The 24505-nt window shown below is 57.7% G+C and carries 21 protein-coding genes; 9 read left to right on the forward strand and 12 right to left on the reverse strand.

What is annotated here, in order from left to right:
• Window positions 1-58 precede the first annotated feature (58 nt).
• Genes fabI through ACSSNI_RS05915 form a run of 6 tightly spaced genes read right to left on the reverse strand, consistent with a single transcriptional unit; the run spans window position 59 to window position 8285 of the window.
• Entirely contained in the window at window positions 59-853 is a 795-nt protein-coding gene (gene fabI, locus ACSSNI_RS05890) for an enoyl-ACP reductase FabI (protein ID WP_200636912.1), read from the reverse strand.
• Window positions 834-2483: an ABC transporter ATP-binding protein gene (locus ACSSNI_RS05895; RefSeq protein WP_200636910.1), complete on the reverse strand. Its 1650-nt coding sequence runs from the start codon at window positions 2481-2483 to the stop codon at window positions 834-836. Before ACSSNI_RS05895 ends, fabI begins: the two co-directional genes overlap by 20 nt.
• Before the next feature lies 1 nt (window position 2484).
• Window positions 2485-3504 carry an ABC transporter permease gene (locus ACSSNI_RS05900; protein ID WP_148924109.1) on the reverse strand — a complete coding sequence of 340 codons (1020 nt, stop codon included), beginning with the start codon at window positions 3502-3504 and terminating at the stop codon, window positions 2485-2487.
• A gap of 1 nt (window position 3505) precedes the next feature.
• Complete coding sequence (locus ACSSNI_RS05905) at window positions 3506-4579, reverse strand: microcin C ABC transporter permease YejB (RefSeq protein ID WP_102835354.1); 1074 nt, start codon at window positions 4577-4579, stop codon at window positions 3506-3508.
• A 2-nt stretch (window positions 4580-4581) separates the two neighbouring features.
• Window positions 4582-6459, reverse strand: a complete 1878-nt coding sequence (locus ACSSNI_RS05910; RefSeq protein ID WP_200636908.1) for an extracellular solute-binding protein — start codon at window positions 6457-6459, stop codon at window positions 4582-4584.
• Window positions 6456-8285 carry an extracellular solute-binding protein gene (locus tag ACSSNI_RS05915; protein WP_200637149.1) on the reverse strand — a complete coding sequence of 610 codons (1830 nt, stop codon included), beginning with the start codon at window positions 8283-8285 and terminating at the stop codon, window positions 6456-6458. Before ACSSNI_RS05915 ends, ACSSNI_RS05910 begins: the two co-directional genes overlap by 4 nt.
• Window positions 8286-8427: 142 nt before the next feature.
• On the opposite strand from ACSSNI_RS05915, the gene ACSSNI_RS05920 reads away from it, so the two are divergent.
• Window positions 8428-9870 carry an HDOD domain-containing protein gene (locus ACSSNI_RS05920; protein ID WP_200636906.1) on the forward strand — a complete coding sequence of 481 codons (1443 nt, stop codon included), beginning with the start codon at window positions 8428-8430 and terminating at the stop codon, window positions 9868-9870.
• A gap of 30 nt (window positions 9871-9900) precedes the next feature.
• On the opposite strand, the gene ACSSNI_RS05925 is transcribed toward ACSSNI_RS05920, so the two are convergent.
• Entirely contained in the window at window positions 9901-11451 is a 1551-nt protein-coding gene (locus tag ACSSNI_RS05925) for a lytic transglycosylase domain-containing protein (protein ID WP_200636903.1), read from the reverse strand.
• Between the two features lie 100 nt (window positions 11452-11551).
• On the reverse strand, window positions 11552-12331 hold the full coding sequence (gene gloB, locus ACSSNI_RS05930) for a hydroxyacylglutathione hydrolase (protein ID WP_200636900.1): 780 nt from the start codon (window positions 12329-12331) through the stop codon (window positions 11552-11554).
• Window positions 12332-12443: 112 nt separating this feature from the next.
• Here gloB and ACSSNI_RS05935 point away from each other — a divergent pair, with 112 nt between their 5' ends.
• From ACSSNI_RS05935 to nudC, 7 genes are all read left to right on the forward strand, one after another.
• Entirely contained in the window at window positions 12444-13199 is a 756-nt protein-coding gene (locus ACSSNI_RS05935; RefSeq protein WP_148924113.1) for a class I SAM-dependent methyltransferase, read from the forward strand.
• Between the two features lie 17 nt (window positions 13200-13216).
• A complete protein-coding gene (gene rnhA / locus ACSSNI_RS05940; RefSeq protein WP_102835349.1) occupies window positions 13217-13669 on the forward strand; it encodes a ribonuclease HI in 453 nt (150 codons plus the stop codon).
• 12 nt (window positions 13670-13681) lie between these two features.
• Window positions 13682-14443: a DNA polymerase III subunit epsilon gene (dnaQ, locus tag ACSSNI_RS05945; protein ID WP_200636898.1), complete on the forward strand. Its 762-nt coding sequence runs from the start codon at window positions 13682-13684 to the stop codon at window positions 14441-14443.
• A gap of 111 nt (window positions 14444-14554) precedes the next feature.
• On the forward strand, window positions 14555-16801 hold the full coding sequence (locus ACSSNI_RS05950) for an Orn/Lys/Arg family decarboxylase (protein ID WP_200636896.1): 2247 nt from the start codon (window positions 14555-14557) through the stop codon (window positions 16799-16801).
• 198 nt (window positions 16802-16999) lie between these two features.
• Window positions 17000-17812 carry a crotonase/enoyl-CoA hydratase family protein gene (locus ACSSNI_RS05955; RefSeq protein WP_200636894.1) on the forward strand — a complete coding sequence of 271 codons (813 nt, stop codon included), beginning with the start codon at window positions 17000-17002 and terminating at the stop codon, window positions 17810-17812.
• Between the two features lie 37 nt (window positions 17813-17849).
• Entirely contained in the window at window positions 17850-19532 is a 1683-nt protein-coding gene (locus ACSSNI_RS05960; protein WP_200636893.1) for a ferrous iron transporter B, read from the forward strand.
• Window positions 19532-20365, forward strand: a complete 834-nt coding sequence (gene nudC, locus ACSSNI_RS05965) for an NAD(+) diphosphatase (RefSeq protein ID WP_200636892.1) — start codon at window positions 19532-19534, stop codon at window positions 20363-20365. The genes ACSSNI_RS05960 and nudC overlap by 1 nt, the downstream gene beginning before the upstream one ends.
• Here nudC and ACSSNI_RS05970 read toward each other — a convergent pair.
• Window positions 20333-21115, reverse strand: a complete 783-nt coding sequence (locus ACSSNI_RS05970) for a TSUP family transporter (RefSeq protein WP_200636891.1) — start codon at window positions 21113-21115, stop codon at window positions 20333-20335. The two genes, nudC and ACSSNI_RS05970, sit on opposite strands and share 33 nt — an antisense overlap.
• A gap of 222 nt (window positions 21116-21337) precedes the next feature.
• On the opposite strand from ACSSNI_RS05970, the gene ACSSNI_RS05975 reads away from it, so the two are divergent.
• The gene (locus tag ACSSNI_RS05975) at window positions 21338-21985 is read left to right on the forward strand and encodes a hypothetical protein (protein ID WP_200636890.1); all 648 of its coding nucleotides are present in this window, start codon (window positions 21338-21340) and stop codon (window positions 21983-21985) included.
• Between the two features lie 61 nt (window positions 21986-22046).
• Here the strand turns inward: ACSSNI_RS05975 and ACSSNI_RS05980 are convergent, their stop codons facing one another.
• From ACSSNI_RS05980 to ACSSNI_RS05990, 3 genes are all read right to left on the reverse strand, one after another.
• Entirely contained in the window at window positions 22047-22814 is a 768-nt protein-coding gene (locus tag ACSSNI_RS05980) for an SDR family oxidoreductase (RefSeq protein ID WP_200636889.1), read from the reverse strand.
• 28 nt (window positions 22815-22842) lie between these two features.
• Window positions 22843-23910 (reverse strand): phosphotransferase family protein, encoded by a 1068-nt coding sequence (locus ACSSNI_RS05985; protein ID WP_200636888.1) that lies wholly within the window; start codon window positions 23908-23910, stop codon window positions 22843-22845.
• A gap of 239 nt (window positions 23911-24149) precedes the next feature.
• Window positions 24150-24464, reverse strand: a complete 315-nt coding sequence (locus ACSSNI_RS05990; protein WP_045427587.1) for an SCP2 sterol-binding domain-containing protein — start codon at window positions 24462-24464, stop codon at window positions 24150-24152.
• Window positions 24465-24505: the final 41 nt, after the last annotated feature.

A 24505-nucleotide genomic window follows, 5' to 3' on the forward strand; every position in this document is an offset into this window, starting at 1 on the left:
TGAACGCTAGCGCAAAAAAAACCCGCATCATATGCGGGTTTTTTTTTGGGGCGCTGGATCAGTCTTCCATCGCACCCATCGCGGTGGTGTTGAAGCCGCCGTCGACATAGAGAATTTCACCGCTGATCCCCGATGCCAGATCTGAGCAGAGGAAGGCGCCAGCATTGCCAACCTCGTCAATAGTTACGTTGCGGCGCAGGGGGGTTTGCTTTTCGTTGGCTGCCAGCATCTTGCGGAAGCTCTTGATCCCTGAGGCAGCCAGCGTACGAATGGGGCCCGCAGACACAGCGTTGACGCGGGTGCCTTCAGCGCCCAGGCTGCCGGCGAGGTAGCGAACACCGGCTTCGAGGCTGGCCTTGGCCATGCCCATGACGTTGTAATTGGGCATGGTGCGCTCGGCACCGAGGTAGGAAAGCGTCAGGATGCTGCCATTGCGTCCCTTCATCATTGGGCGTCCGGCCTTGGCTAGCGCAACGAGGCTGTAGGCGCTGATGTCGTGGGCGATGCGGAAACCTTCACGAGTAGTAACCTCGGTGAAATCGCCATCGAGCTGATCACCTGGGGCGAAACCTACCGAGTGGACGATGCCGTCCAGACCGTCCCACTTCTTGCCGAGCTCATCGAAGACCTTGTTGATCTCCTCGTCACTGGCAACATCGCATGGGAAGCACAACTCTGGGCCCGAGCCCCAGCCAGCGGCGAACTCTTCGACGCGGCCCTTGAGCTTCTCGTTCTGATAGGTGAACGCCAGCTCGGCACCTTCACGGTGCATGGCCGCGGCGATCCCGGAGGCAATCGACAATTTGCTGGCAACGCCAACGATCAATACGCGCTTACCGGTAAGAAAACCCATGTGCTTTTCCCTCTTCTGGTTGTTCATCAGTGGCTGGAACCATGAAAGCCGATTCCAGCAGCTGCTGTGTGTATGGATGTTGGGGAGCGGCAAAGATTGCCTCTGCCATTCCCTGTTCTACGACTTTGCCTTGCTTGACCACCATCATCTGGTGGCTCATCGCCCGTACCACCGCCAAATCATGACTGATGAACAGGTAGGTCAGGTTGTACTTGGCCTGGAGTGAGCGCAGTAGCTCCACCACTTGGCGTTGCACCGTTCGGTCCAATGCCGAGGTCGGTTCATCAAGCAGAATCAGGTCCGGCTTGAGGACCAACGCCCTGGCTATTGCAATTCGCTGCCGTTGACCTCCAGAAAACTCGTGGGGGTAGCGGTGCCGACTTTCAGGGTCGAGTCCAACCTCCACCAGTGCATCGATGATTGCTTGTGCTTGTTCCTCGGAAGAACCCAAACCATGGATGCTGAGTCCTTCCCCGACGATCTGTCCCACCGACATGCGCGGGCTCAGGCTGCCGAAGGGATCTTGAAAAACGACCTGCATTTGCCGCCGCAGTGGGCGCACCGCCCGTTGCGACATGGTTTCCAACGCCTGGTTCTGAAAACGGATTTCGCCGCTGCTCGAAATCAGGCGAAGAATAGCCAAACCCAGCGTGGATTTCCCCGAGCCGCTTTCGCCCACAATGCCCAGCGTCTGGCCTTTTGGCAGGTTGAACGTGACGCCATCGACTGCCTTGATATGGTCGACGGTGTGTCTGAAAAGTCCCTTCTTGATAGGGAACCAGACCCGAAGATCATTCACTTCCAGCAGTGTCGGCGCCGACGCTTCGACCGTTACCGGCCCGCCGCTAGGCTCTGCTCCAAGCAGCTCCTTTGTGTAGGGGTGCTGCGGTGATCGGAACAATTCCTCGCAAGGTGCTTGTTCGACGACGCAACCACTCTTCATGACACATACATGGTTGGCGATTCGGCGAACCAGGTTCAGGTCGTGGCTGATCAGTAATAGGGCCATGCCCAGGCGCGCCTGAAGCTCCTTGAGCAGCTCAAGTATTTTCAGCTGCACCGTCACGTCCAGCGCCGTTGTCGGTTCGTCGGCAATCAACAACTCGGGTTCGTTCGCCAGTGCCATGGCGATTACCACGCGCTGGCGCTGACCGCCCGAGAGTTCGTGAGGATAGGCTCGGATCCGCTTGGTGGGTTCAGGTATCCCAACCAGCTCAAGCAGCTCGAGGGTGCGGGCCGTAGCTGCCTTAGCGTTGAGACCCTTATGGATCCGCAGCACTTCGTTGATCTGCTTGCCTATGGTGTGCAGCGGGTTGAGCGAGGTCATCGGCTCCTGAAACACCATGGCGATCCGATCTCCACGGATGCCGCGCATGCGTTTCTCGGACGCCTGGAGTAAATCTTCACCTGCATAGCGAATTACACCTGCCGGGTGTTGCGCGATGGGGTAGGGCAGCAGACGCAGGATTGAGTGCGCTGTGACCGACTTGCCCGAGCCGCTCTCACCCACCAGCGCCAACGTCTCGCCTTTGCGGATATCGAAGCTCACGCCCGTTACTACGCGCTGGGCCTGCCCATTGGTGACGAACTCGACCGCCAGATCGCGGACCTCAATAAGGTTCTCGGTCATGCTATTTCCTTGGGTCGAAAGCATCGCGAGCCGCCTCGCCGATAAACACCAGAAGGGTCAGCATGACAGCCAGGACCATGAATGCGCTGATTCCAAGCCACGGCGCCTGCAGGTTCGACTTTCCCTGTGCCACAAGCTCGCCTAGTGAAGGGGCCCCGGGCGGTAAACCAAAGCCAAGAAAATCCAAGGCGGTCAAGGTGCCGATCGCTCCGGTTAGGATGAACGGCATGAATGTCATGGTCGACACCATGGCGTTGGGCAGGATATGTCGGAACATGATGGCGCCGTTGCGCATGCCCAGCGCGCGCGCCGCTCGCACGTATTCCAGATTGCGACCGCGCAGAAACTCGGCCCTGACCACGTCGACCAAACTCATCCAGGAAAACAACAGCATGATGCCTAGCAACCACCAGAAGTTGGGCTGCACGAAGCTGGCGAGGATGATCAGCAGATAGAGCACCGGCAGGCCGGACCATATTTCCAGCACTCGCTGACCCACAAGGTCGACCCAGCCGCCGTAGAAGCCTTGTAGAGCGCCGGCAATCACACCGATAACCGAGCTGATCAGGGTAAGTGTCAGCGCGAACAAAACCGAAATCCGGAAACCGTAGATGACTCTTGCGAGCACGTCGCGCCCCTGGTCATCGGTGCCCAGCCAGTTTTCCCAGGACGGCGGAGCGGGGGCCGGTACCTGCAGGTCGTAGTTGATACTGGAGTGATGAAAAGGAATCGGTGGCCAGATCATCCAGCCGTCTTTCTTCTCGATCAGTTCCTGGATGTAGGGACCTTTGTAGTTTGCCTGCAGGGGAAACTCGCCACCAAAGACGGTTTCTGGATAGCGTTTGAATACCGGGACATACCAGTCGCCGTCGAAACGAACCAGGATCGGCTTGTCGTTGGCGATCAGTTCGGCACCCAGGCTCAGGATGAACAAGGCCAGAAATACCCAAAGCGACCACCAGCCGCGCTTGTGGGCCTTGAACAGGGCGAAGCGGCGCTGGTTCAACGGCGACAGCGTCATCTCAAGCCTCCCTGCTTTCGAAGTCGATTCTCGGGTCGACGAGCGTGTAGGTCAGGTCACCGATGAGCTTGACCACCAGACCGAGCAAGGTGAACAGGAACAGCGTGCCGAACACGACGGGATAATCGCGATTGATGGCTGCCTCGAAGCTGAGCAGGCCCAGGCCGTCGAGGGAGAAAATCACTTCGATCAGCAACGATCCTGTGAAGAACATGCCGATGAAGGCTGATGGGAAACCAGCGATGATGATCAGCATGGCGTTGCGAAACACATGGCCGTACAGCACGCGATTCTTGCTCAGGCCTTTGGCGCGCGCAGTGATCACGTACTGCTTGTTGATCTCGTCGAGAAAACTGTTTTTGGTCAGCAGGGTAAGCGTCGCAAAGTTGCCGATGACCAATGCTGTCACGGGAAGTGCCAAGTGCCAGAAGTAGTCGATTATCTTGCCGGTAAGCGACAATTCATCGAAGTTTCCCGAAGTAAGTCCCCGCAGCGGAAACCAGTTCCAGTAGCTGCCACCCGCGAACAGCACGATCAGCAGAATGGCGAACAGAAACGCCGGTATTGCATAGCCGATGATGATGGCCGAACTGGTCCAGACGTCGAATGCACTGCCGTGCCGAGTTGCCTTGGCGATCCCCAGGGGGATCGACGCCAGATACATGATGAGCGTGCTCCACAGCCCCAGCGAGATCGATACCGGCATCTTTTCGATGATCAGATCGGTCACGCTGGCGTCACGAAAAAAGCTTTCCCCGAAATCCAACCGCAGGTAGTTGCTGAGCATGATCCAGAAGCGCTCGGGTGCCGGCTTGTCGAAGCCGTAAAGGCGTTCGATCTCGGCAATCAGGTCCGGGTCCAGGCCTTGCCCGCCGCGATAGCTATTGCTGCCAGTCGCGACTTCGGATCCTCCACCGGCAATCCTGCTGGTTGCGCCTTCGAAGCCCTCCAGTTTAGCGATCGCCTGTTCGACAGGCCCTCCGGGTGCGGCCTGGATGATGATGAAGTTGATGAGCAGGATGCCGAACAGAGTCGGGATGATGAGCAGAAGGCGCCGGAAAACATACGCGAGCATGCTTATTGCTCCGTCGCACGGGTGGCGCTGGTCTCTGTTTCGGCCGCTGCCCCCTCGCCGATCTGTTCTGGCTCAGGCTTGCTTACATCTGGCTTGTTCCACCAAGTCATCAGCCCGACATCGTAAAGGGGAGTGATCTCTGGATGGCCCAGATGACTCCAGTACGCAACGCGCCATGTCTTGATGTGCCAGTTGGGAATCACGTAGTGACCTGAGAGCAATACGCGATCCAGCGCGCGAGTGCGCGTAATAAGCTCGTCTCGCGAATCAGAGGCAATCAGTTTTTCTACCAGCACGTCGATGGCGGGATCTTTCAGTCCGATGTAATTGCGGCTTCCCGGATTATCGGCGCTCGCCGAGTGCCAATACTCACGTTGCTCATTTCCGGGTGAGCTGGACTGGCCGAAGCCGCTGACAATCATGTCGTAATCGCGTGAACGCAACCGATTGATGTATTGCGAGACGTCGACGCGTCGAAGCTCCAGTTCGATACCCAGGCTGGCAAGGTTTCGCTTGTAGGGCAGCAGCACGCGCTCGAAATCTGCCTGCACCAACAGGAACTCGAGTTTGACCGGCTTGCCTTCGGCGTCGACCATTTGATCATTTTCGATTTTCCAGCCCGCCGAGGTAAGCAGCTCGTAGGCCCGGCGCTGCTGCGCGCGAATGATGCCGTCGGCGTTGGTTTTCGGAAGTTCGAAAGGTTTCTCGAACACCTGATCGGGAATCTGGCCGCGCAGAGGTTCGAGAATACTCAGCTCCTGCTTGCTGGGCAGGCCTGAGGAAGCGAGCTCGGAGTTATCGAAATAGCTGGTGGTGCGTGTATAGGCGCCGTTGAACAGCTGGCGATTTGTCCATTCGAAGTCGAACAGCAGCCCTAGGGCTTCACGGACTCGGGCATCCTGCAGCCGATCCCTTCGGGTGTTGAAGATGAATCCCTGCATGCCCTGCGGATTGTGATTGGCGATATCTTCCTTGATGATCCGGCCGTCTTTGACGGCGGCGATATCGTAAGCAGTGGCCCAGTTCTTCGCGCTGGTTTCCAACCAATAATCAAAATGACCTGCCTTGAAGGCCTGAAGAGCCACGGTGTTATCGCGGTAGTAATCGATGTTGATGTGGTCAAAGTTATAGAAACCTTGATTTACCGCCAGGTCCTTGCCCCAGTAATCTTCGACTCGGGCATAGCGGACTGATCGACCCGCTTCTGCACGCTCGATGCGATAGGGGCCGCTGCCCAGCGGCGCTTCCATGCTGCCCGTGGCAAAGTCTTTTCCTTCCCACCAATGCTTGGGGAGGACGGGCAGCTGTCCGAGAATCAATGGCAGTTCTCGATTGCCGGCGTGCTTGAAATCAAATCGGATGCGCCGTGGGCTTTCGATCACGGCTTTTTCGACATCAGCGTAGTAACCGCGGTAATGCGGCGCGCCCTTGCTGATCAGCGTTTCGAAGGAGAACACGACATCTTCCGCTTCAACCGGCTCGCCGTCATGAAACCGCGCCTCTGGCCGCAAGTAGAAGCGTACCCATTCGTTGTTCGGACCCTTCTCGATCTTTTCTGCCAGCAGCCCGTAGACCGTGAAGGGCTCATCCAGGCTGTTGGTGGTCAGGGTGTCATACACCAGGCCGATATCGTCTGCAGCTACGCCTTTGTTGATAAAGGGGTTGAGCGAGTCAAAACTACCAAAGCCCGCCTGGCGCAGCGTTCCACCTTTGGGCGCATCCGGATTGACATACTCGAAATGAGCAAAGCCAGGCGGGTATTTGGGTTTCTCACCGTATAGCGTCAGCGCATGTTGTGGTGCCGCTTCAGCCAGACCTGTGAGCAGGAGGAGGGCGAAGGTGCCCGCATGTAGAAACAACCGTCGTGTGTTGCTTGTCATTGAGCCTTCTCCAGGTCCTTTAACCACCACGCTCGCAATCCTAGGGTGTAGGGCGGTGTAGTGATGTGGGCGAACCGATTGCGGTATGCCAGACGGTGGTAACTGATGTACCAGTTGGGGATGGTGTAGTGATTCCAGAGCAGCACGCGGTCGATGGCGCGTGCGGCGGCAATCTGCTCATCACGGGTCTTGGCTGCGAGTAACTTCTCGATCAGTTCGTCGACGATGGGGTTGGCAATGCCGGCATAGTTGCGACCGCCTTTTACATTCACCTGGCTGGAGTGGAAATACAGCCACTGTTCCAATCCCGGACTGAGGCTCTGCCCCAGCGTTGTCAAAATCATGTCGTAGTCGTATTGGTCGAGCCGCTGCTTGTACTGCGCACCATCAACAGTTCGCAAGCGGGCCGCTATGCCAATCCGTGAAAGGTTCTCGACGTAAGGCTGAAGTATCCGCTCCAGCCCTGGATTGACGAGCAGAATTTCGAATCTGAAGGAATGCCCGGCCTTGTCGCGAAGACCTTCGGGGGTGAGTTTCCAGCCGGCATCCTTGAGCAAAGCCAGCGCCTTGCGCAAGGTGTCGCGTGGAATCCCTCGGCCATCGGTTTTCGGTAATTTGAACGGCTCTGTGAAGAGCTGCGCCGGCAGTTGCTCTCGAAACGGCGACAGCAGTAGCCACTCACCGCCTTCCGGCTTCCCGGTCGCGGAGAACACGCTGTTTGGATAGTAGCTCTCGCTGCGCTGGTAGGCGCCGTAGAACAGCGCTCGGTTGGTCCATTCGAAATCAAACAGCAGACCGAGTGCCTGGCGCACCCTGATGTCAGCAAAGGTCGAACGGCGCCCGTTCATGAACAGTGCTTGGGTCTGGGTAGGAATCTCATGCGGAATCTCTGCGCGAATGACATCGCCGCGCAGAACAGCCGGAAACTGATAGCCGTTGGCCCAGTTTTTGGCCTGATGCTCGATATAAAAGTCGAACTCACCGACCTTGAACGCTTCGAAGGCGACCGTCGTATCGCGATAGAACTCGACGTCGACCTGGCTGAAGTTGTATTTGCCGCGATTGGCAGGCAGGTCGGCGCCCCACCAATTCTCCACCCGTTCGAAGGTAACTCGACGACCGGGTTGCACATCGCTGATTCGGTAAGGACCACTGCCGAGTGGCGGCTCGAACGTGGTTGCGCGGAAGTCTCGGTCTTTCCAGTAGTGTTGCGGCAGTACCGGCAGTTCACCAAGACGCATGATCAGCAAAGGCTGACCCGGTTTGTCGAACACGAAACGGATTCGATGACGATTGAGTATGTCGACGCGTTCGACGCCCTGCAGATCCGTGCGATAGCGAGGGTGTCCATCTTTGACCAACAGCCGATAAGAAAAGGCGACGTCGTAAGCGGTGATTGGGCGTCCGTCATGAAAGCGGGCCGAATCACGCAGATTGAAGACCACCCAGCTGTGGTTGTCGCTGTATTCAATGGTCTCGGCAATGAGTCCATAGGAGGAAGCAGGTTCATCGCCCGACGGATCGTAAACGCCGGTGCCAACCATCAGCGGCTCGTTCAGTTCGGAGATGCCGTACTGGAAGAATCCGGGTGTGGCGGTTGGGCTGGTTCCCTTGAAGGTATAGGGATTAAGCGTGTCGAACGTGCCGGAAGCCATCAGCCGCACGTGGCCACCCTTGGGCGCATCGGGGTTCACCCAATCAAAATGAGTAAAATCCTCAGCATATTTAAGGGTGCCGAACTGCGCATAACCGTGACTTTCGCTGATGGTGGCGAAAGAGGGAAAGCTCAGTCCCAGGCAGCTCAGCAGTAATAGGATGGGTCGCATCAAACGGTGAATCCGATCCATGGCGCTTTCGGTCTTTTCGGCCGGGTACAGTAACAGCTTGTATCCGCTGGAAAAAGGCCGGTTATCTGGGCAAACTGCCTTTCCCCTTCAGCCGCCCGATCATTGGGTGAGGTCTCAGATTTTGAGCGAAACCAGTTACGGTCTACAGTCCTGGATCGACCGCCTTAACCAATCCGAGCTGCCCGCATTAGCGGCGGTCGTGCAGGATTTGCAGCGCCTCACCGAGCAGGAGCACGCATCCGTTCAGCAGCTGGCCGACGTGCTCCTGCGCGACGCTGCCCTGACCTCGAAGGTACTTCGAGTCGGCAATAGCAGCTACTACAACCCCTCTCAGGAAACGATCAAGACCATCTCTCGCGCTATCGTCATGATCGGCTTCGATAATGTTCGGTTGATCAGTCTTTCGGTCAGCCTGATTGACGGCTTGCTTGATCGTGCGCCCCGCCAGCAGCTACAGGAATTGCTGGCGCGGTCTTTCCATGCGGCAGTGCAGGCTCGCAATATTGCGGGCTACGTTCTGACCAAACATGAGGAGGAGGTCTTCATTGCCGCGTTGCTCCATGAGGTTGGTGAGCTCGCGTTCTGGGGCTGCGGTGGTCAGCAGGCCGATGAATTGGGCGAGGTACTGGCGGGCAGTACGGATCATGACGAGGCTGTCGAGCAAGTGCTTGGTACAAGTTTCCGCCAGCTTAACCTCGGTCTGATCAAGAGCTGGAATATCGGTGAGCTGGCCAGCTTCGCTCACGGGGCTGGCAACCTGCGGGATCCCGCCGCGCATTCGGTCAGCCTGGGGGTTCGCATCGGTGCAGCGGCGTTGAACGGATGGGGCTGCCCGGAAATGGAAGGTCTGGTGAGAGAGCTGGCTGATTTCGGCGGTATCTCTGAAGCGGATGCGATGCAGCAGATCCTTGCCAGTGCGGATGAGGCTGTGAACGTGGCGACGACGTTTGGAGCGAGTCGACTGTGCAAGCTGATTCCATCGACTGATCCGGAGCAAGTGCAATTGCAGCAGGCACAACGCGCTGCGAGTCTCTTGCAGCCCGACCTGTTGCTGATGCAGCAGGCCATGCAGGACCTTGGGATGATGGCCGCTAGCCGGGGTGACGTCGGCTTGATTCTCGATGCGTTGCTCAAGGGGTTACACCAGGGCGCGGGGCTGGAGCGCGTAATGCTCACAGTGCTCGCCGACCAGCAACGTTCTTTTCGGGCCAAATGTGCAGCGGGAGGGCAGACCGCGACCTGGCTTGAGCAATTCGTGTTGCCCGTTGATCCGTCAGGCCAATCGCATATTTTCAGTTATGTGCTGCGCCAGCGTCAGCCACTGTGGATGGGCGTACCGGCAAGCAACAACCTTGATGAGCTGGTTACTTTGCCGCTTCGCCAGCAGCTGGGAAAAGGGATGTTCTTCATCGCGCCTTTAATGGCGGGCACGCGCGAAATCGGTGTTCTCTATGCCGACAATCGAATATCCGGCCGAGCGCTGAAGCACGAGCAATTCGTTGCTTTCCAGCGATTCACTCAATTGGCCGGGCGCTGCCTGGATGCACTCAGCAAACGCAATTGAGCAGGGCGCCCGGTCCGTTCGCGCGATGCCTCAGCGTGGAATATATAGCGTAAGGGTCTGGCCCGGCTTGAGCATCGCGCTGTCTCTGGGGTTCCAGGTCTTCAGGTTGTTGATCTGAACATTGAAGCGTTTGGCGATCACATAAAGTGAATCACCTTTCTTGACCTTGTAATAAGTCGGCGCGGGTTTGCTCTGCTGGTTATTGCCTGCAGCCTGAAGAAACAGCGCCTGGCCCACCTTGAGGTTGCTGCCAGAAAGGTTGTTCCAGCGCTGCAGATCACGGACTGAGATCTTTTGTTTTTTGGCGATATCCCAGAGGTTGTCACCCTGGCGGACCCGGTAGCTGCGCGGTGCCGGTTGGCTTCGCGCCACGGCATGCAGAAGCTCCGGTGATTGAGCTGCGCCGACCGACTGCGGAATGCTCAGAACTTGCCCGATTTGCAGGCGATCGCTGCGTAGACGATTGATGTCACGGATGATATTGACCGATAGCCGATATTTGTTGGCGATTGCGCCAAGGCTGTCGCCGGGACGTACCTTGTACTGCTGCCAGTCAACCAGATCCTGTGGCTTCATCAGCGCCAGGTTGGCTGCGAACATCTCGGCCTTGTCACTTGGCACTAGCAGGTGCTGTGGACCATCCAGTGTAATGCGCCGGGTAAACGCAGGATTCAATTGGTAGATCTCGTCTTCATCCAGGTCGGCCATGTCGGCGACCCTGGCGAGATCCATGCGTTGCTTCAGTGCGACTACTTCGAAATAGGGCTCGTCGGCGATCGGGTTTAGATTCAGCCCATATGCCTCTGGGCTTTGGATCATTTGCGAGAGGGCCAGCAATTTGGGCACGTAATCGCGTGTTTCTCGGGGCAGGGGCAGATTCCAGTAATCCGTCGGTAACCCGAGCTTCTGGTTACGCTCGATGGCGCGACTGACAGTGCCTTCGCCCGCGTTATATGCCGCCAAGGCAAGCAGCCAGTCGTCGCTGAACAAACCGTGAAGATAGGTAAGGTAGCGCAGTGCCGCGGCAGTTGAAGCGGTGATGTCGCGTCTGCCGTCATACCAGCTGGTTTGTTGCAGATTGAAATGTCGGCCTGTCGAAGGAATGAACTGCCAAAGGCCGACGGCGTGAGCTGGGGAATAGGCAAACGGGTTGTATGCACTCTCGATAATTGGCAGTAGCGCCAGTTCAAGCGGCATTTCGCGCTCTTCGAGTTGCTCGACGATGTAGTGGATGTAGGGACTGCCACGCTCGCTCGCCATTTCAATGGAGTTCGGGCGACTGGAAAAAAGCAGGCGCTGTTGCTCGATGCGCGGATTGCTGTCCAGGTGATCCTGCAGCTTGAATCCATGCCTGATGCGATCCCATATATCCGCATGGGTCGTCTCTGCCGGCGCGTTGTCCGTGAGCCAGAGGGTGTCCTGTACCGTCGGTACAGTCCGGGTCTGGGCATCGCTGTCTGCCGGAGACCGGGGAGCGGTGCTCTGGCAGCCGGTTATAGCGAGACAGATTGCCAGCGCCAGGGCCCGGCCGGAGGCTGCCAAGGCGTCCGGCTGTGGGCTATTCGAAGAGTCAGACGGCATTGGCTGATGGGCTCCCTAGGCGCAAATTCGAGCGAGTGTAGGAATGCCGTTCCGGTGGGTCAACCCAGTGCCTTGGTTTTTGGCGACTGGTCGATCTTCATCAAAAGCTGTCTTTCCACCCTCGAAGGACCGCAAACACTGCTTCCGCTGTCTCCAGCGAGCAATCTGCATGTTGACTGGCTGCAGCTATAACTGACGGCTCGCTACAACGCAGGAAGGGGTTGGTGGCCCGCTCGATGCTCAGCTCAGAGGGGAGGGTGAAGTGCTTTGCCTCGCGCTGGCGGGTGACCTGTTCGAGACGTTCGGCGATGTCAGGGTTTTCCGGCTCGACCGCCTGGGCAAACCGTAGATTGCTCAATGTGTACTCATGTGTGCAGTACACCTTAGTAGACGCAGGCAGCGCGGCAAGTCTCTGCAATGACCGGAACATTTGACTGGCGGTGCCCTCGAACAGACGGCCACAACCTGCGGCAAACAGCGTATCGCCACTTAAAAGCCATGGGTGTTGAGCATCATCATGAAAATAGGCGATGTGACCGCTGGTATGTCCTGGGACCTCGAATACGTCCAGCTCATGGTCGAGGATGCGAATGCGCTGCCCATCGACCAGCGCTTCATCCCTCGCTGGAATCTTTTCCAACGCCGGGCCGTGGACCGTGGCGGCGTATCTGGCTTTAAGCTGCTCAACGCCACCTACATGGTCATGGTGGTGATGGGTGATCAGAATGTCGGTCAGTTGCCAGTCGGGGCGAGTATCGAGCCATTTCTCAACTGGGCCCGCCTCACCCGGATCTACCGCAGCGCAGAGCCGGCGTTGTGGATCCTGCAGCATCCAGATGTAGTTGTCGGTGAAGGCGGGCAGAGCGTCTATTTTCAACATATGCACGGGTCGCCAATTCAATAGCAAAAGCGCATCCTAACAGCCGAACTGGAGAGTTGAACCGATCGGACACATTGATCGGGTCGACCCAACCGACGAATGGAGGCTAGCCATGAGTGAGTCTTGTACCAAGTCGGACGAACGCTGGCTGTCGCTGATGAATAAAGCCAGTGCCTGGTTCGACGGCCCATCAGGGCGACAACTGCTTGAGCATGAGCAGCGTGTGATCAACCAGCAGCTGTCTCGGTGTTTCGGCAGCTATCTTGTGCATTACGGGCCCTTCGCTAATGCCCCGATCGAACCGCAGAAGATCAAGCGCAGCGTTCGAGTGGGTCCGCCACTTGCGGGTGTCGACATCATTTGCGAGGAGCAGTCCTGGCCCATCGGCGAACATGCTGCAGACGTCGTTGTGCTCCAGCATGGCCTGGATTTCAGTTTGTCGCCGCACGCCCTGCTGCGTGAGGCTGCCCGCAGTGTGCGGCCAGGAGGGCATTTGTTGATCGTCGGGATCAATCCATGGAGTGCCTGGGGGGCGACTCGTCTGCTGTCACGCAAGGCGTTTCGCCATGCTCGTTGCATTCGTCCGACCCGAGTGAGCGACTGGTTGAACCTGCTTGGATTCTCGCTGGAGAAACGACAGTTCGGATGCTATTGTCCGCCGCTTTCGTCGCGCCAGTGGCGCACGCGGTTGTCCGGCCTGGAAACTGCGGGACAAAGGTCGCAGCTGCCTACCGGTGGCTTCTACATGCTTGTGGCAAGAAAGCTTATGGTAGGCCTTCGACCCGTGCGGCAAAGCCGTCGAGAGCGAATGGGGCAGCTGCTACCAATGCCCGTGGCGAAGGTCAGTCGCCGCGATGCCGAACACTAATAGTCAAAGAATTCATTATGAGTGACGAAACGGTCGAGATATACACGGACGGTGCCTGCAAGGGCAATCCGGGTCCGGGTGGCTGGGGCGCACTGCTCGTCTACAAGGGCGTGGAGCGAGAGCTCTGGGGTGGCGAGGCGGAAACCACCAACAACCGCATGGAGTTGATGGCTGCCATCCGTGCGCTCGAAGAGCTGAAGCGGTCTTGCCAGGTCAAGCTGGTGACCGATTCCCAATACGTCATGCAGGGCATCAATGACTGGATGCCTAATTGGAAGAAGCGTGGCTGGAAGACTGCCGCCAAACAGCCTGTCAAAAATGCCGATCTCTGGCGGTTGCTGGACGAGCAGGTTAGCCGTCACCAGGTAAGTTGGCAGTGGGTCCGTGGGCATACTGGCCACCCCGGAAACGAGCGCGCTGATCTTCTGGCCAATCGCGGCGTAGTGCAAGCCAAACGACAACCAGCTTGAGTGAGTTGAAACATGCGTAGCGTAGTACTCGATACCGAAACCACTGGTATGCCAGTGACCGATGGTCACCGGATCATCGAGATCGGCTGTGTCGAGGTTATCGGCCGCCGCCTAACCGGCCGGCACTATCACGTTTATCTGCAGCCGGATCGTGAAGTGGACGAGGGTGCAATCGCCGTTCACGGAATTACCAACGACTTCCTGACCGACAAGCCCCGCTTCCGGGACGTTGCCAACGAGTTCTTTGAATTCATAAAAGGCGCGCAGCTGATCATTCATAACGCTGCGTTTGACGTCGGGTTCATCAATAACGAATTCGCGCTGCTTGGCCAGCAGGACCGTGCAGAGCTGAGCGATCACTGCAGCATCCTCGACACCCTGCTGATGGCTCGTGAACGCCACCCGGGCCAGCGCAACAGCCTCGATGCATTGTGCAAACGCTATGGTGTCGACAACTCGGGCCGCGATCTGCATGGCGCGCTGCTCGATGCGGAGATTCTCGCCGACGTCTATCTGACGATGACAGGCGGGCAAACCAACCTGTCCCTCGCCGGTGACGGTGCTGATTCAGAAAGTGGTGGTCGTCAACAGGCTACGCCGATCCGTCGGTTGCCAGCCGACCGCGCCAGTACCTTGGTGATTCGCGCCAACGCGGAGGAAGTCGCTGCCCATGAGGTGCGCATGCGCGCAATCGAGAAGGCCGCGGGGACAGCGCCTCTCTGGCTTCAGTTGGAGCAGGCTGCCAGCGACGAGCCTGAAGCACTGCCAGCCTGAGGCCTTGATGTCGACGCGCACATCGGGCGCGTCGGCACTGCGTGACAATTCTCGCTTGGTGCTTGGGGGCGGAGCCTCTACGCTGGAGATGAATGTCTCCAGGAAACCCCCATGTATAAAGACCTCAAATTCCCCGTCCTTATTGTTCATCGCGACATCAAAGCCGATACGGTTGCTGGTGAGCGTGTGCGTGAAATAGCGGCCGAGCTTGAGCGGGACGGCTTTCACATTCTTCCCACCGGCAGCGCCGCAGAAGGCCGAATTGTGGCCTCCACCCATCACGGGTTGGCTTGCATCCTGGTTGCTGCAGAAGGCGCGGGCGAGAATCAGCGGCTATTGCAGGATGTGGTGGGCCTGATACGGGTTGCCCGGCGGCGCGCACCTCAACTGCCGATTTTTGCGCTTGGCGAGCAGATCACCATCGAGAATGCGCCGGCCGAGGCCATGGCGGATCTGAATGAGCTGCGGGGTTTGCTCTATCTGTTTGAAGACACCGTGCCGTTCCTGGCGCGGCAGGTCGCTCGGGCGGCCCGAAGCTATCTGGACGGTCTGTTACCACCTTTCTTTCGGGCGCTGGTGCAGCATACAGGTGATTCGAATTACTCCTGGCACACACCAGGCCATGGTGGGGGCGTCGCCTTTCGCAAAAGCCCGGTCGGACAGGCGTTTCACCAGTTCTTTGGCGAAAACACGTTGCGCTCTGATCTGTCCGTATCAGTGCCTGAACTCGGTTCGCTGCTCGACCACACGGGGCCGCTGGCGGCGGCCGAGGCTCGAGCGGCGCGCAATTTCGGCGCAGACCACACGTTTTTCGTCATCAATGGAACCTCGACCGCCAACAAGATCGTTTGGCATTCGATGGTGGCGCGGGACGACCTGGTCCTAGTGGATCGCAACTGCCATAAGTCGATACTGCACTCGATCATCATGACTGGGGCTATTCCCCTCTACCTCACACCGTCACGCAATGAGCTCGGCATCATTGGCCCGATTCCGCTCGAAGAGTTCTCACCAGAATCGATTCAGACCAAGATCGACGCCAACCCGCTTACCCGTGGTCGTTCGCCCAGGGTGAGGCTGGCGGTCGTAACCAACTCGACCTACGACGGCCTTTGCTACAACGCCAACCTGATCAAACGGACCCTTGGCAACAGCGTTGATGTTCTGCATTTTGACGAGGCCTGGTACGCCTACGCCGCGTTCCATGAGTTTTACGACGGGCGCTACGGGATGGACACCCGCGAGCAAGGGCCGCTGGTATTCACCACTCATTCGACGCACAAGGTGCTTGCGGCATTCAGTCAGGCATCAATGATTCATGTACTCGACAGTGAGCAGCGTCAGCTGGATCGTGATCGCTTCAACGAGGCCTTCATGATGCACATCTCCACATCCCCGCAGTACGGCATCCTTGCCTCGCTCGATGTCGCCTCGGCGATGATGGAAGGGCCCGCGGGGCGCTCCCTCATTCAAGAAACTTTCGATGAAGCGCTAAGCTTTCGCCGCGCGTTGGCTAACCTCAGGCAGCATCTGGCGCCCGAGGACTGGTGGTTCAGTATCTGGCAGCCAGGCGAGGCGGATGGAGCGGACGAGCTGGTCACCAGCGACTGGTTGTTGCAGCCAGAAGCGGATTGGCATGGTTTTGGGGATGTCGCCGATGATTACGTGCTGCTTGATCCCATCAAGGTCACCTTGGTGACTCCAGGACTTACCGCTGATGGCAAACTAAGCGAGCAGGGCATTCCGGCGGCTGTGGTCAGCAAGTTTCTCTGGGAGCGGGGGCTTGTCGTCGAGAAAACCGGTCTGTACTCCATCCTGGTGCTGTTTTCCATGGGGATCACTAAGGGTAAGTGGAGCACACTGCTGACCGAGCTACTTGAATTCAAGCGGCATTACGACGACAACGTACCGTTATGCGATGCGCTTCCAACCGTAGCTCAGGCAGGAGGCAATCAATACCTTGGTATGGGGTTGAGAGATCTGTGCAACTCGCTCCACGATTGCTACCGAGACAACGCCACCGCGCGGGCCATGAGGCGAATGTATACCGCTCTGCCTGCATTGGCGATGAAGCCGGCCGATGCCTACGACAAGTTGGTACGGGGCGAGGTTGAGGCCGTTCCCATTACTGAATTAGAAGGCCGTATCGCTGCAGTCATGCTGGTGCCGTACCCGCCAGGAATCCCCCTGATCATGCCGGGTGAACGCTTCACCCCGGAAACGCGCTCGATACTTGATTACCTGGCCTTCGCTCAGCGGTTCGCCGCGCAGTTTCCCGGCTTCGATGCAGATGTGCATGGGCTGCAGCACGAGGAGCAGGCTGGTGGGTACACCGTCGACTGCATCCTTGAGGGATAGCGCACCAGTAAGCTTAATCCGGCCGGTATTACGGCTTGTCAAAGAAGATCATGTGCGAGGGCGTGGGCTGCTTCACATCGTCCCGCATCGACTTTCAGTTCGCTGTTGTTATAGTTGTTCGGCTGAGTACAGTCCTCTTTCTATGGGGCTGTCGAACCCGTTAAGGCACTGAGTGCCTCGGCTGTCGAGGATGATAGCGTGACCGACTACCAAGCCTTTCGTGTGGAGTTGAAGGACAAAATCGCCCATGTGGCGATTAATCGACCTGAGAAGGTCAACGCCATGAATGCCGCATTCTGGAGCGAAATTATCGACATATTCCAATGGGTCGATGATACGGACGACATTCGAGTGGTGGTGCTGTCGGGCGAGGGCAAACATTTTTCTGCCGGCATCGACCTTCAATTGTTGGCACAGGCGGCGAGCCAGATGGGTAGCGATGTCGGGCGCAATGCCGAGCGCCTTCGTCGCCAGATTCTCAAGCTTCAGAGTTCGTTCAACGCGGTGGATAGCTGCCGCAAGCCGGTCATTGCGGCGATCCAGGGATATTGCATCGGTGGTGCGATCGATCTGATTGCCGCCTGTGATATGCGTTACAGCACGCTGGACGCACAATTTTCGATCAAAGAGATTGATATGGGCATGGCGGCGGATGTTGGCACGCTGCAACGTCTGCCGCGAATCATTGGCGACGGCATGATGCGTGAGCTTGCATACACCGGACGTACCGTTGACGGCCAGGAAGCGAAGTCCATCGGCCTGGTTAATCGAACTTACCCTGACCAGCCATCACTTATGGCTGGTGTGTTTGCTATGGCTGCAGATATCGCCAGTAAGTCGCCAGTGGCCATTCGCGGCACCAAGGAGATGATTCGTTACATGCGCGACCACCGTGTCGATGACGGTCTCGAATACATCGCCACCTGGAACGCGGCGATGCTTCAGTCGGCGGACCTGAAAGTGGCGATGGCTGCCCATATGAGCAAGCAGAAACCGGATTTCGCTGACTGATGCATCATTCAAACGTTGCGCGGGAGGCGCGCTAGGCATGGTTACCGGAGCTACTTCACTCAGCCTGGTTCGCGATGAGCTGTTCGCTACCATGGAGGAAGCCGAGCAGAGCCTCGAGCATTTCATCATCGACAGGAACAACGGCAGCTTGTTGCAACAGGCTGTCGAGAATCTCAAGCAGGTTCGCGGAACCCTGCGGCTCATCGAGCTTACCGGTGCCGAACTGCTCGCACAGGAAATTCTTCAGCTGGCGACAGACATCCCTGTAGGCGCTGGTGAGGATCGGGACACTCAGCTCGCGTCGCTGAGCAACGCGCTTTATGTCCTCGGACGCTATCTGGAAAGCGTCGACGCCAGTCGACAGGAAATGCCCGAATTGCTGCTGCCACCGATCAATGCATTGCGGTTGGTCAGTGGGCAGTCGCCACTTCCGGAGAGTTTCTTCTTTAGCGTTCGTCTCGACCATGCGCGTCCGCCGATTGAAGCCGCGGTGCGCCAGCCAACTATGCGTGCGGCCGAAGCGCGGCGGTTGCGCCAAATGTATCAGGTTGGCCTGCTCGGCTTCATTCGGGAAGATAATGCCTCGGCAAGTCTAAAGCTGATGGCGCGAGCGCTGGGTCGCTTGGATCTGCTGTTTGCCAACACGGCGGGTGGTCGCCTGTGTTGGTTAGGGAGCGCAGCGGTGGAGGCCCAATTGGATGGACAGTTGTTGCCTCGCCAATCACGTAAGCACTTATTCTCCAGGCTTGACCGAGAACTTCGACAGCTCAGCAGTCATGATGCCTATGAACCGCCACGGGTGCTGCTCAAGGAACTGCTTTATCTCGTTGCGTTGGCCGAAAGCAGTGGGCCATTAGCAAGTGAGGTCCGTGAAACGTTTTCGCTTGGTTCGTTACCCTTCACCGATCATCTTCTTGAGGACGAGTCTCAGCGTCTGGCCGGCCCGGGGCAGGCCGTAATGCGCTCGTTGTCCTCGGCGATCCGCGAAGAGCTGGCAAGTCTCAAAGACTTGCTCGACCTGATCGAGCGCCAGACCGCACCGGCTGAGTCTTATCCGAACCTGCACAGTCTGCTCGGCAAGCTGGCAAAGACATTGGGGATGGTGGGCTTGTCCTCCGCATCGAGCACCCTCCATGCTCAGCTGTCAGTGGTTTCCGGCTGGAGCGTTGAGCAGATGCCCGAGCCCCAGGCGTTGCTGAAACTGGCTGATGCGGTGCTCTACGTCGAGAGCATGGTTGCTAGCCTGGAGCGCGGCGAGCGTTATGATTCGCGGCCTCAGATAGCGCATCCGGGCCAAGAGGCTGAAGCCTTCGCCAACCATCAGCTCACCGAAGCCTGTATTGTCGTTATTGGCGAGGCGACTGCCGGCCTGGCCTTGGCCAAGCGAGCCATCACAGCCTATCTGGAATCCAATGGTGAGAAATTGCATTTGGCCAACGTCCCTTTCAGCTTGATGGCTGTTCGTGGAGGGCTGCGTTTTCTAGAGCAAGATCGCGCCGCAGACTTGATTGGCGCGTGTGCGGAGTTCATTCAAAAACAGATGCTTGAGGGCGTGCAGATGCCACCAGAGCAAATGCTAGAAACCCTAGCCGATGCGTTGACCAGCCTCGAGTATTACCTCGACGGCGGTGCGATATTGCGGCGTGATGACTCACGCGTCAGCGTATTGGATCTCGCAACCGAAAGTGTCCGCGCACTGGGCCTTCCGGTGGCCGCCTGATGAGTTTACGGTGGCAGCCGGCGCTGCTCGATACGGCAGCCGGAGGCGGATGGGCAGTCGTGCATTGCCAACAGGGGTTCCTCTGTGACTCGAATGGCGTTCTGTTTCCCAGGGATTGGTTAAAGCGCCTCGAGTTGCCGTTGCTCAGCGAGCAGGGCCTGGGTTATTTCGATGGTGACCAGGTATTTCTCATGGAGTTGGCCCACCCTGTCGAAGTGCCTGGCTCGGACTGGCAGGGGCTGCGTCAATTCATGATGCAGGATGACGATACCGAAAGGTTTCGTATGCTCGGTTTCGCTGCGCAGATTGGCACCTGGGCAAACCATCATCGCTTCTGTGGCAGCTGCGGCAACCCGATGCGCCAGCATGCTACCGAGCGCGCTATGCAGTGTGAGAGTTGCGGCATTCATCACTATCCTCGTATCTCGCCAAGCATGATCGTCTTGGTGACCCGTGGCGACGAGCTGCTCCTCGCCCGCTCACCGCGCTTTGCTCCTGGCGTATACAGCACACTTGCAGGGTTCGTTGAACCCGGAGAGTCAGTCGAGCAGTGCGTCAGGCGGGAAGTACACGAGGAGGTTGGTGTATCGATTGCTGAACCCAGATATATCTGCAGTCAGGGTTGGCCGTTTCCGCACTCGTTGATGCTCGGCTTTCACGCCGAGTACGCAGCGGGAGAGATAGTGATGCAGCCTGAAGAGATTGAGGATGCGGGCTGGTTTTCCATCCACGACCTGCCTGCATTGCCGGCTCCAAAATCCATCGCTCGTTATTTGATTGACCTCTATCTCGCTCGGCGTTTAGGCCGCCCCGAACCAGTGCTGCCAAGCTAGCCGCAGACTCAGGATAAGCACTACCGAGATAAAGATCGGCCGAATGAATTTCGACCCACCCTGAATTGCCGTGCGCGCCCCCAGGTACGCGCCGACCATCAGCGCCAGCCCCATACCGATCCCCAGCCCCCAGGCGACCTGCCCGCCGGCAATGAACACGGCAAGTGCAACACCATTGCTGACAAAATTCATGCTGCGAGCCACTCCGCTGGCTTTTAGCAAATCAAGCGGGTAGAGCAGCATGTTGCTGACGGTCCAGAAAGCTCCTGTGCCGGGGCCTGCTATACCGTCATAGAAGCCTAGTGTCAGGCCTTGTGGCCACTGTCTGCGTACGTCTACTGGCAAGGCGTCCGTTCGAGGTGTGGTCGGTACCCGCCCGAAAAGCAGATACAGGCCGCAGGCAAATACCACCAAAGGCAGCACCTGATTGAGCCAGCGCGCTGGGATCATGTGGGCCAATCCCGCGCCTAGCGCCGCCCCGATGGCGGTTGCCAAAAGCGCGAAGCGCCATTGCCGTGGATGGAACAGTTTCCTGCGATAAAAGGTGAAGCTTGCCGTAGCCGAGCCAAAGGTTGCGCACAGTTTATTGGTGCCTAGCACCAGATGCGGCGGCAAGCCCGCCGTAAGCAGCGCGGGCAGTGTCAGCAAACCACCCCCACCGGCGATGGCATCGATAAAGCCGGCAAGAAAGGCGACGGCCATGAGGGCGGCCAATACCATTGGGTCCGTCGCAAGCTCAAACATCAGCATGTTGAACACTCATAACAAAATCGGCAAAGAGGGTAAGGCATCATGCCGGCTGTGCTTCCTAAGCGCCAACAACAAGTCGCTCAGAAGGTTGCGGTATCGATCGCTTAGGCAGATGGCCAACAGCAGAATGTCGACTCGTCTCCAGTGTTCCGTTCTGGCGCTGGCTGCTCCGATTGCCCGTATCGATAATGCCCTCTTGGATTTCAGTGGGAATGTCGATCAATGCAATATGTCGGGCTTGCAGTGGTTGTTGCGTTGCTCGCAATCGTCACTGCACTTGTTGCGGTGCGGATGCTCGCAGGTGGGCAATGGTTGCTGGGCTGGCTACGCGGCACTCTAGGGATGCTGGTACTTTCGCTGGCTGGCCTAGTTGGCCTAGTCGCCTGGGACTTCACCACCTACCAGTCGCTGGGGCACAGCTCGCCGCTGGTTTCGCTGACCTTTCAGGCCGATGGTCAGCAGCGTTATCAGGTGAAGGTGAAAGAGGGACAAACTACTCGCTTCGTCACGCTGGAAGGTGATCTCTGGCAGCTCGACGTGCGAGCGCTTCACTGGAAAGGGCTGGCCGCGCTCATTGGATTGGAGCCAGGCTATCGGCTGGAACGGCTCTCTGGCCGCTACCTCGCGGTAGAGCAACAAGATCAGGCGCGCCATCCTTACGTACAGCTGGGGAACAGCTGGGTTGGGGTGGATTTCTGGGCGTGGTTGAATCAGTGCCAGTGCGCTCCGCTGATGCTTGAGGCGCAATTGCGCAGGGTTAGCTATCTGCCGATGGTAGATGGCGCCGTCTATACGGTCGAAATGGCGCCAACCGGCCTGTTAGCGAAACCGGACAGCGTAGCAGCAGAGCAGGCAATGAAGGGCTGGTAGCGGTGGAATGTTGCACAGAAGAAAGGGAACCCGAAGGTTCCCTTTTTCATGTCGGCACAAATCAGGCGAGGTAGCCACCGTCCACGTTGAGCGACAGGCCGGTGGTGTAGCTCGATGCATCGCTGGCGAGATAAAGCACAGCGCCCGCCATTTCGCTTGGGTCAGCGACACGGTGCAGCGGAATGTGACGTAGCGCTTCTTCGCGAATCGAATCGTTCTTGACCAGAGCCGAGGCGAACTTGGTATCGGTGAGACCCGGAAGCAAGGCGTTGCAACGGATGCCCTGTGGCGCGCACTCTTTGGCGAAGGCCTTGGTCATGTTGATCACCGCTGCCTTGGTGATGGAATAGATGCCCTGGAAGTTGCCCGGGGTGACGCCATTGATTGATGCCACGTTAATAATGCTTCCGCCGCCATGCTCACGCATCAACTTGCCGGCCTCGACTGACATGAAGAAATAGCCGCGGATATTCACGTCAACAGTCTTCTGGAAGGCCGATACGTCCGTGTCGAGGATGTGGCAGAACTGCGGGTTGGTAGCCGCGTTGTTAACCAAGATATCCAGCCGACCGAACTGCTCGCGGATTTGAGCGAATACGGTCTGAATCTGTTCGAGCTCACCAATATGGCAAGCGACTGCAGTAGCCTTTCCGCCGCCAGCATTGATGGCATCAGCAACCGCTTGGCAGCCTTCGATCTTGCGGCTGGAAACGATAACGTGGGCCCCTTGCTGCGCCAGCAGTTTGGCGATGGCTTCGCCGATGCCGCGGCTGGCGCCAGATACGAATGCAATTTTGCCGTCCAGGTCAAACAGGGTCGTCTTGCTCATGGAGTCGATTTCCTCTTGGTGAGCTGTGTTACAGCTTCGAGTTGTTAATAACCTGCAGGCTCACTTGCTCGAGCAGGGCGTTCATTTGTACGAATTTTGCGAATCGCTTGTCCTGGGTCTGACCGTGGAAAAAGCGGTAGTAAATTTGTTGCACGATGGCCGCCAGGCGGAACAGGCCATAGGTGTAGTAATAATCGAAGTTGTCGATGCGAATACCGGCACGCTCAGCGTAGTAATCGACAAACTGCTGGCGAGTCAGCATGCCGGGCGCATTGCTCGGCTGCTTGCGAATCAGCTGCATCGGCGGCGGGTCAGTTGCTTCGATCCAGTAGGCCAGCGTATTGCCGAGATCCATGAGTGGATCGCCCAGGGTTGTCATCTCCCAATCGAGGACGCCAATGATTTCCATCGGGTTATCTGGATTGAGGATTACATTATCAAAGCGGTAGTCGTTGTGGATGATGCCAGGCTTGGGGTGATCGGCTGGCATCTTGTCCCGCAGCCAAGCCTTGACCGGCTCCCAACCGGGCGCGTCAGCCGTGATTGCGCGCTCATACCGATCGATCCAGCCATTTATCTGCCGCTGGACGTAACCTTCTGGCTTGCCCAAGTCGCCTAGACCGCATGCGTTGTAGTCGACGTTGTGCAGGTCGACAAACTTATCGATGAAACTCTTGCACAGCGCGGTGGTTTGCTCCGCCGTGAAACCCAGCTCGGCGGGCATGTCCTCGCGAAGAATGATGCCCTTGACCCGCTCCATGACATAAAACTCTGCACCGATAACCGCCTCGTCGGTGCAGTAGGCGTAGGCCTTCGGACAGTACGGAAAGCCAGCGTTTAGCTGGTTGAGAATTCGGTATTCGCGGCCCATATCGTGGGCCGACTTGGCTTTGTGCCCAAAGGGAGGGCGGCGGAGTACGAATTCCTGCTTTGGATATTCCAGCAGATAGGTCAGGTTGGACGCGCCGCCTGGGAACTGTGAAATAGTCGGCATCCCTTCCAGCCCTGGAATTTGGGCTTTCAGGTACTGGTCGATGGCCTCGGTGGGCAGTTCTTCGCCGTCGCGTATGCGGCTGGTCTGATCGGTAAGCGCCATGCTTTTCCCTTTTCTGTAATCGATGCCTCAATGACCAGTTTCGGCTGCCGTCTAACCTCGGCGCCACTGACCATTCGACATCTCTAATCTAATGCGCCCATCTGGCATCACCAAGGGAAGTCGGCCGTTATTGGCCGGGGTGTTGCCGCGTAATCAAGGTGCCTGATGCGCGGAAAACACTAGAAAAAGCGCATAAAAAAGCCGAAGTCGCGGGACTTCGGCTTTTTCATTCCGGCAGATCAGGCCGGAAACAGTTCGCTCAGCTTCAGCGCGAGCATCATGTCACCCTCGGCGCGCAGCTTGCCTGCCATGAAGGCCTGCATACCGTCGGTTTCACCACTGATGACGCCCTGCATGGTTTCGCTATCCATGATCAGCGTAACGTTGGCGTCGGCCGATTCGCCCTTGTGGAAATCACAGGTGCCATCTTTTACGACCAGGTAGTAGTTTTCGGCATCGGTGATGTTGAACTGGAAAACCAGATCCAGACCGGCAGCAGCGCTGGGATTGAATTTGGCCTTCATGCCCTGGATGGTTTCGTCGACATTGCTCATCGGATATGACCCTTTATTGTCGTGGGAAAAGCGTGCGGCTT

Source organism: Stutzerimonas tianxiuensis (assembly GCF_053470365.1).

What these genes read in the sequence shown, in the direction of transcription:
- rnhA (WP_102835349.1), top strand. Translation starts at nt 13,217, where the DNA reads ATGAGTGACGAAACGGTCGAGATATACACGGACGGTGCCTGCAAGGGC.
- ACSSNI_RS05925 (WP_200636903.1), bottom strand. Translation starts at nt 11,451, where the DNA reads ATGCCGTCTGACTCTTCGAATAGCCCACAGCCGGACGCCTTGGCAGCC.
- ACSSNI_RS05950 (WP_200636896.1), top strand. Translation starts at nt 14,555, where the DNA reads ATGTATAAAGACCTCAAATTCCCCGTCCTTATTGTTCATCGCGACATC.
- ACSSNI_RS05910 (WP_200636908.1), bottom strand. Translation starts at nt 6,459, where the DNA reads ATGACAAGCAACACACGACGGTTGTTTCTACATGCGGGCACCTTCGCC.
- dnaQ (WP_200636898.1), top strand. Translation starts at nt 13,682, where the DNA reads ATGCGTAGCGTAGTACTCGATACCGAAACCACTGGTATGCCAGTGACC.
- ACSSNI_RS05905 (WP_102835354.1), bottom strand. Translation starts at nt 4,579, where the DNA reads ATGCTCGCGTATGTTTTCCGGCGCCTTCTGCTCATCATCCCGACTCTG.
- ACSSNI_RS05900 (WP_148924109.1), bottom strand. Translation starts at nt 3,504, where the DNA reads ATGACGCTGTCGCCGTTGAACCAGCGCCGCTTCGCCCTGTTCAAGGCC.
- fabI (WP_200636912.1), bottom strand. Translation starts at nt 853, where the DNA reads ATGGGTTTTCTTACCGGTAAGCGCGTATTGATCGTTGGCGTTGCCAGC.
- gloB (WP_200636900.1), bottom strand. Translation starts at nt 12,331, where the DNA reads ATGTTGAAAATAGACGCTCTGCCCGCCTTCACCGACAACTACATCTGG.
- ACSSNI_RS05915 (WP_200637149.1), bottom strand. Translation starts at nt 8,285, where the DNA reads ATGCGACCCATCCTATTACTGCTGAGCTGCCTGGGACTGAGCTTTCCC.
- ACSSNI_RS05985 (WP_200636888.1), bottom strand. Translation starts at nt 23,910, where the DNA reads ATGGCGCTTACCGATCAGACCAGCCGCATACGCGACGGCGAAGAACTG.
- ACSSNI_RS05895 (WP_200636910.1), bottom strand. Translation starts at nt 2,483, where the DNA reads ATGACCGAGAACCTTATTGAGGTCCGCGATCTGGCGGTCGAGTTCGTC.
- ACSSNI_RS05975 (WP_200636890.1), top strand. Translation starts at nt 21,338, where the DNA reads ATGCAATATGTCGGGCTTGCAGTGGTTGTTGCGTTGCTCGCAATCGTC.
- ACSSNI_RS05990 (WP_045427587.1), bottom strand. Translation starts at nt 24,464, where the DNA reads ATGAGCAATGTCGACGAAACCATCCAGGGCATGAAGGCCAAATTCAAT.
- ACSSNI_RS05970 (WP_200636891.1), bottom strand. Translation starts at nt 21,115, where the DNA reads ATGCTGATGTTTGAGCTTGCGACGGACCCAATGGTATTGGCCGCCCTC.
- nudC (WP_200636892.1), top strand. Translation starts at nt 19,532, where the DNA reads ATGAGTTTACGGTGGCAGCCGGCGCTGCTCGATACGGCAGCCGGAGGC.
- ACSSNI_RS05960 (WP_200636893.1), top strand. Translation starts at nt 17,850, where the DNA reads ATGGTTACCGGAGCTACTTCACTCAGCCTGGTTCGCGATGAGCTGTTC.
- ACSSNI_RS05980 (WP_200636889.1), bottom strand. Translation starts at nt 22,814, where the DNA reads ATGAGCAAGACGACCCTGTTTGACCTGGACGGCAAAATTGCATTCGTA.
- ACSSNI_RS05935 (WP_148924113.1), top strand. Translation starts at nt 12,444, where the DNA reads ATGAGTGAGTCTTGTACCAAGTCGGACGAACGCTGGCTGTCGCTGATG.